The sequence below is a fragment of the Actinomadura sp. genome, from assembly GCF_044508335.1.
Classification (GTDB): domain Bacteria; phylum Actinomycetota; class Actinomycetes; order Streptosporangiales; family Streptosporangiaceae; genus Spirillospora.
Map to the genome: position 1 here is coordinate 1 of NZ_JBIQHY010000209.1, position 4,759 is coordinate 4,759.

A 4,759-nucleotide genomic window follows, 5' to 3' on the forward strand; every position below is an offset into this window, starting at 1 on the left:
GCCGCTGAACACCCGGCCGCTGAACACCCGGCCGCTGAACACCCGGCCGCTGAACACCCGGCCGCTAGAACATTCCGGGTGCGGGGCGGACGGCGCCCACGACGCCGTCGCCGCCCCGCACCTCGACGACCGCAGGACCGTCCAGCCCCGGCGCGTCGATGCCGAGCGCCCGCAGCAGCGCCACGGTGACGGGCGTCCGCGCCCGCATGGCCCCGTCGTCGATCTTGACGGCTCCGGCGCGCCCGTCGTCGAACGCGAAGGCGTCCACTCCTTCGGCGCCGCACTTCACGAGCAGCCCGGGGACGGCGTCCATGAGCTGCCGCTCCTCGCGCCGGGTGCCGGACGTCCACTGCGGGTGGGTCCGCATCGCGTCGGCGACACGGCGCTCAGGGGTGCCGGGCGCGGCGAGGACGAGCGCCCGGAAGGCCCGCGCGACCCCGGCCGTGGACACCGCGAACAGCGGCGCGCCGCACCCGTCGACGCCGACGGCCGCGGCCGTCTCGCCGGTCAGCTCCTCGACGACGCCCCGCACGGCGAGCTGCAGCGGATGCTCGGGGTCGAGGTAGGTGTCGACGGGCCATCCGGCGGCCACGCACGTCGCGAGCATCGCGGCGTGCTTGCCGGAGCAGTTCATCCGCATCCGCGACGGCCCGCCGCCGGCACGGGAGACGGCCTGCTGCGCCTCCGGGTCGATCGGCCAGCTCTCCGGGCAGCGCAGGTCGTCGGCGACGAGCCCGGCGCCCGCGAGGATCTTCTCCGCGCCCTCGACGTGGAAGTCCTCGCCGGAGTGGCTGCCGGCCGCCAGCGCGAGCAGCTCGTCGTCCAGCCCGAGGCCGCAGCGCAGCATCGCGACCGCCTGCATGGGCTTGTTCGCCGACCGCGGGAAGATCGGCGCGTCCGGGTCGCCCAGCCGGAGCGCGACGCCGCCGTCCGCGGCGAGCCCGACCGCCGTCCCGCGGTGGCGCGACTCCACGAACCCGGAGCGCTCCACCTCGACCAGCACAGGGTTGACCAGCACAGGATTGACGTCCACCGCACCCCTCCATACCGTCGGGGACGGCCGCCCGCCGGAGCGGCCGCCGCCCGAGAAAGCCGCCCAAAGCAGGGCGCCGCCCAAAAAGCAGGGCCGGCCCCACCCACCCGGGGGCGGACCCGCTAACTCCATGGTCAAGTACCCGCCCCACCCCAGGGAAGTGGAATCACATCCTGTGGATAACCCCAAGATCGGCGGCGCCGGGTATTCGACCCTTGAAATTCAGCGCTCGATGAGTCCAGCGCCCGGACGTTCAACGCCGGACGTCTCAGCGCCCGGACGTTCAGCGCCGGACGTCTCAGCGCTTGGTCTTCAGCAGGGCGCGTGCGTCCGCCGCGGACATGGCGGGACGCTGCGCCAGCGCCGCGGCCTGAGCCGCACGCTCCACCAGCTGGACGTTCGCCGTCACCGGCCGCCCCTTCGCGAAGGTGACGGTGTCCTCCATGCCCACGCGCAGGTGCCCGCCCGCCGACAGCGCCGCGAACATCACCGGGAGGGACGTCCTCCCGATGCCCGTGGCCGACCAGGTGGCACCGGACGGCAGCGCCTCCACGGCGGCGACCAGCGTCCGCGCGTCCCCCGGCATGCCGCCGGGCACGCCCATCACCAGGTCGCAGTGGACGTGCCCGCCATACGGAAGACCGTGCTTGTCCAGCAGCCGGTGCAGCGCCGCCACATGCCCCAGGTCGAACAGCTCGAACTCTGGGACGACCCCCAGCTCCTGGGTGCGCTGGTACAGCTCCACCATGAACGGCCAGGGGTTCATGAAGACGTCGTCGCCGAAGTTGACCGTCCCGCAGGTGAGCGAGCACATGTCGGGCTCGGCCTCCAGGACGCGGAGACGGTCCTCGTAAGGGTCGGTGACCGCGCCGCCCGTGGACAACTGGACGATCAGTCCCGTGCTCTCCCGCAGCGCCGCGACCGTGTCCCGCAGCCGGGACAGGTCGAGCGTCGGCCGCGCGTCGTCGTCGCGGATGTGCACGTGGATCACGGCCGCGCCGGCCGCCTCGCACTCCTTGGCCGTCTGGACCAGTTCATCCAGGGTGACGGGCAGGGCCGGCACGTCCGACTTCGCGGACTCCGCACCCGTGGGCGCCACCGTGATGAGCGTCGTTGCTCCCATAGGCGGCAGAATGCATGGTCATGCGTGCGGTAGTCCAGAGGGTGAGCCGGGCCAGCGTGTCCGTGGACGGCCGGGTCGTCGGCGAGATCGAGGGCCCCGGGCTCCTCGCGCTCGTCGGCGTGACCCATGACGACGGCCCGGAGAAGGCCCGCAGGCTGGCCTCGAAGCTGTGGGGCCTGCGCATCCTGCAGGACGAGAAGTCGTGCTCGGACGTGAACGCCCCGCTCCTCGTCGTGAGCCAATTCACCCTCTACGGCGACGCGCGCAAGGGCCGCCGCCCGTCGTGGACGGCGGCCGCGCCCGGCGAGGTCGCCGAGCCCCTCGTGGACGCCGTCGTCCGCGAACTGCGCGGCCTCGGCGCCAAGGTCGAGACCGGCGAGTTCGGCGCCGACATGAAGGTCTCGCTCGTCAACGACGGCCCGATCACCCTGATCCTCGACGTGTGAGCCCCGCGAGGCGCGCGGACCCCGGGCGGCGTCAGCGGAAGCCGTAGATCGTGCCGACCACCACCGCGACGGTGCCGGCGGCCGCCAGCAGGATCAGGGCGCGGTCGAACAGCGTGAGCCGCCCGCGGAGGTCCGGGGAGACGACCACGACCCCGGTCTCGCCGTCCTCCCGCGGCGGTCGGGAAGGTTCGGCGGGTTCCTTCTGGAACGGGTTGCGGAGCCCGGCGAGCCGCCACAGCGCGTCGTTCCGGAGCCGCTGATGGTCGGGCCCGCAGGCGAACAGCCGGCCCCGGGTGCGCTCGGTGCAGGCGGCGCCCTGCTGGCTCAGGATGCGGCACATGGTCGGGACGAGCATGAACTGGTACAGGCACCAGGCCAGCAGGCCGAGCAGCGCGATCCGCCACGACTGAAGCCACCAGGCGAACCCGGCGAACGCCGCGAACAGGACCCACCACACCAGGGCGGACTCCCGGCGCGGGCGGCGCCGGGTCCCGCGTCTGGCCGCCGGCTCCCGCTTCCCGAGGTTCGCGACCATTGGCAGGAATCCCACCTTCCCTGGGCGGCGCCCGTTAGAAATCGTCCATATCCGACGATATTCGCCCAGGGCGCGGCCTGCTAGCCGTGTTTCGCCGGACGGCGGCGCAACGCGATCTGCGCGTTCGCCCCGGTGTCCGGCGAGACGATGACCTCCTGCGCGGCCGCCACACCGCCCGCGAGCAGGTCGGCGTCCACCGGGACGTTCCGCTTCACCATCGCGAGCGCGATCGGGCCCAGCTCGTGGTGCCGGGCCGCCGACCCGACGAACCCGATCGCCCGCCCGCCCGGGACCTCCACCGGGTCGCCGTGCGCGGGCAGCCGGTCGACGCTGCCGTCCAGGTGCAGGAACACCAGGCGGCGCGGCGGGCGGCCGAGGTTGTGGACGCGCGCCACCGTCTCCTGACCCCGGTAGCAGCCCTTGTTCAGGTGGACGGCCGTCTCGATGTAGCCGGCCTCGTGCGGGATCGTCCGCTCGTCGGTGTCGAGGCCGAAGCGGGGCCGGTGCTCGGCGATCCGCAGCGCCTCGTACGCCCAGACGCCGGCCGGCTTGAGCCCCTCCGGGAACTCGCCGCGCGGGACGATCCGCGTCGTCGTCCCGGCGACGTCCGGCCAGGCCAGGCCCTCGGCGCCGGACGGCCCGGTGACGACCATGTACTCGCTCGAAACGTCGGCGACCTCGACCCGGAGCATGAAGCGCATCCGGTCGAGGAACTCGACCAGGGACGGGGCCTCCCCGGGCTCGACATGCGCCCAGACCGCCTCGCCGTCGTCGATCAGGAAGAGGTGGTGCTCGATGTGCCCCTTCGGCCCGAGCAGCAGCGCCTCGGTCGGCTCGAACGGCTTCAGCGCGTCCAGGTGCTGGCTGAGGAGGCTGTGCAGCCAGCTCAGCCGGTCAGGCCCGGACACCTTGACGACGCCCCGGTTGCTCCGGTCGACGAACGCCGCCCCCTGTTCGAGCGCGCGTTGCTCCCGCGTCGGATCCCCGTAGTGCGCGGCGACCTCCTGGTCGGGCGCATCGGCGGCGACGGCTCCGGGCGACTGCAGCAGCGGGCTCTCCATGCCGTCCAGACTATGTGGCGCGGCAGTCCTTGCACCGCCCGTAGACGGTGAGGTGGTGCACGTCGGTCTCGAAGCCGAAGTCGCGCCGCAGGACGTCCGCGAGCCCGGCCGCCGCGCGGGGGTCGACGTCCTCCACCGTGTGGCATCCCCGGCAGACCAGGTGGATGTGCTCGGCATCGGCGGCGAGGTGGTAGTTCGGCGGGCCGTGCCCGAGATGCGCATGCTTGACGAGCCCGAGCTCTTCGAGGAGTTCGAGCGTCCGGTAGACGGTGGAGATGTTCACGCCCCTGGCCGTGCGCTGCACCTCGGTGCAGATCTCTTCGGGGGTCCCGTGCTCCAGGTTGGTGACCGCCTCGAGGACCAGCTGGCGCTGAGGGGTGACCCGATACCCCTTTGCCCGCAGCTCCTCCTGCCACGACTCGACCATGTCCCGAGTCTAGATCCCGCCCGGACGGCCCGGTTCGTGCGCCGGCACGCGGATTGGTTGGTGCGGCGGCACGCGGATTGGTTCGTGCGCCGGCACGCGGATTCAGCCGAGCGAAAACCTGTTTGCCTCGGTGC

6 protein-coding genes are annotated in these 4,759 nt (G+C 72.9%); 1 reads left to right on the forward strand and 5 read right to left on the reverse strand.

The genetic code is table 11. The annotated features are described in order from the left end of the window. Nucleotides 1–64: 64 nt before the first annotated feature. Both ACIWVC_RS34085 and ACIWVC_RS34090 read right to left on the reverse strand, forming a co-directional pair. The gene (locus ACIWVC_RS34085) at nucleotides 65–1,033 is read right to left on the reverse strand and encodes an asparaginase (protein ID WP_396446032.1); all 969 of its coding nucleotides are present in this window, start codon (nucleotides 1,031–1,033) and stop codon (nucleotides 65–67) included. Between the two features lie 298 nt (nucleotides 1,034–1,331). Further along, nucleotides 1,332–2,156: a 3-keto-5-aminohexanoate cleavage protein gene (locus tag ACIWVC_RS34090; protein ID WP_396446031.1), complete on the reverse strand. Its 825-nt coding sequence runs from the start codon at nucleotides 2,154–2,156 to the stop codon at nucleotides 1,332–1,334. A gap of 20 nt (nucleotides 2,157–2,176) precedes the next feature. Between ACIWVC_RS34090 and dtd the strand changes: the two genes are divergently transcribed. Next, nucleotides 2,177–2,602 carry a D-aminoacyl-tRNA deacylase gene (gene dtd / locus ACIWVC_RS34095; RefSeq protein WP_396446030.1) on the forward strand — a complete coding sequence of 142 codons (426 nt, stop codon included), beginning with the start codon at nucleotides 2,177–2,179 and terminating at the stop codon, nucleotides 2,600–2,602. A gap of 31 nt (nucleotides 2,603–2,633) precedes the next feature. Here dtd and ACIWVC_RS34100 read toward each other — a convergent pair whose 3' ends face one another. From ACIWVC_RS34100 to ACIWVC_RS34110, 3 genes are all read right to left on the reverse strand, one after another. Continuing rightward, the gene (locus tag ACIWVC_RS34100; RefSeq protein WP_396446029.1) at nucleotides 2,634–3,137 is read right to left on the reverse strand and encodes a hypothetical protein; all 504 of its coding nucleotides are present in this window, start codon (nucleotides 3,135–3,137) and stop codon (nucleotides 2,634–2,636) included. Nucleotides 3,138–3,217: 80 nt separating this feature from the next. After that, on the reverse strand, nucleotides 3,218–4,198 hold the full coding sequence (locus ACIWVC_RS34105) for a YgfZ/GcvT domain-containing protein (protein ID WP_396446028.1): 981 nt from the start codon (nucleotides 4,196–4,198) through the stop codon (nucleotides 3,218–3,220). Nucleotides 4,199–4,208: 10 nt separating this feature from the next. Beyond that, nucleotides 4,209–4,625 (reverse strand): Fur family transcriptional regulator, encoded by a 417-nt coding sequence (locus tag ACIWVC_RS34110; RefSeq protein ID WP_396446027.1) that lies wholly within the window; start codon nucleotides 4,623–4,625, stop codon nucleotides 4,209–4,211. Nucleotides 4,626–4,759: the final 134 nt, after the last annotated feature.

What these genes read in the sequence shown, in the direction of transcription:
- ACIWVC_RS34090 (WP_396446031.1), bottom strand. Translation starts at nt 2,156, where the DNA reads ATGGGAGCAACGACGCTCATCACGGTGGCGCCCACGGGTGCGGAGTCC.
- dtd (WP_396446030.1), top strand. Translation starts at nt 2,177, where the DNA reads ATGCGTGCGGTAGTCCAGAGGGTGAGCCGGGCCAGCGTGTCCGTGGAC.
- ACIWVC_RS34100 (WP_396446029.1), bottom strand. Translation starts at nt 3,137, where the DNA reads ATGGTCGCGAACCTCGGGAAGCGGGAGCCGGCGGCCAGACGCGGGACC.
- ACIWVC_RS34105 (WP_396446028.1), bottom strand. Translation starts at nt 4,198, where the DNA reads ATGGAGAGCCCGCTGCTGCAGTCGCCCGGAGCCGTCGCCGCCGATGCG.
- ACIWVC_RS34110 (WP_396446027.1), bottom strand. Translation starts at nt 4,625, where the DNA reads ATGGTCGAGTCGTGGCAGGAGGAGCTGCGGGCAAAGGGGTATCGGGTC.